The organism is Oscillibacter valericigenes, from assembly GCF_021531915.1.
GTDB classification, from domain to species: domain Bacteria; phylum Bacillota; class Clostridia; order Oscillospirales; family Oscillospiraceae; genus Oscillibacter; species Oscillibacter valericigenes_A.
In genome coordinates, this window is the sequence record NZ_JAFBIV010000043.1 from 1 (window position 1) to 999 (window position 999).

Here is a 999-nt window from a genome sequence, read left to right on the forward strand (position 1 = left end):
CAGCTTACTTATTACGGCGCCTACGAATTTCATACCCGCTTTGGAATGGACAACAAGGGTTCCAGAGCTTCCGGCATTATGGTGAGATGGAACAAGATTTATGCTCTGTACTTCCTGGGCGACCACAATATGCGTTGGGCAGAAGCATCGGAGGAGTATTTTCGGGATCAGGTACTATACTCGCCGATTGGACAGGAACGGTATTTCGCAGGGAATATCCTGATCGGCAATGAATGGGCTCTGGTGGAGAGCCTGGTGACGCACGGTGTTAACAGAAATACCCGGATGATCCATATGGAAACAGAGTTGCCGCTCTATTACACCACCAATGACCCAAATGGGATCAAACTGCTGCGGGCGATCACAGAGCCGGCGACACCCTCGCGGTTGTATCGTAGACTTCCACAGCTTGCTGATCATCTCCATGACTTTACGGAAGGTCTTTTGTTCGACCTTCAATATGTTTCCGAGTATTATCAGTCGCCTCGTGATCATAAATTCAGGATCAGGCCAGCGTATGGATATTTCTTTGATTTTCAGATGGATGTCATGCGAAAAATCAACAATACCAATGCACAGCTCTATCAAATTCCAGATTCTGTTCTGGATGAAATTATCTCACAGTGACCCCTTGTGCTTTTTCGGTGCTTGCTTTATCATAAAAGTGCTGTATCACAAGGCGTTAATAGAAAGGAGAACGCCTTATGGCTAAGACAACACAGAAAAAGTATCAGTACAAAACCAAAGCGATCCAACTGCCCGATGGTACCCGCAAGTATCTGCGGGGTAAGACACAGGAGGAACTGGACGAAAAAGTTCTGAAGGCTCAGATCCTGGTCAACTCCGGCGTGGATATCTGCAGCGAAGAAACCTTCGGCCATTTTGCCCAGATGTGGTATGACATCTACAAGAAGCCTTATCTGCGGGAGAGCAGTCTCAACATGATCAAGTATGTGCTGAACCAGCATATTCTGCCGTTCATTGGGGGATACCGCCTGC

Annotated in this window: 2 protein-coding genes; both read left to right on the top strand. The window is 47.3% G+C overall.

The window, feature by feature from the left end; translation table 11 throughout:
- Positions 1–627 (top strand): hypothetical protein (locus JQM66_RS12410; RefSeq protein WP_235230175.1); only part of this gene is annotated, 627 nt, incomplete at its 5' end.
- Between the two features lie 77 nt (positions 628–704).
- A partial coding sequence (locus JQM66_RS12415) for an N-terminal phage integrase SAM-like domain-containing protein (protein WP_235230176.1) occupies positions 705–999 on the top strand: 295 nt, incomplete at its 3' end.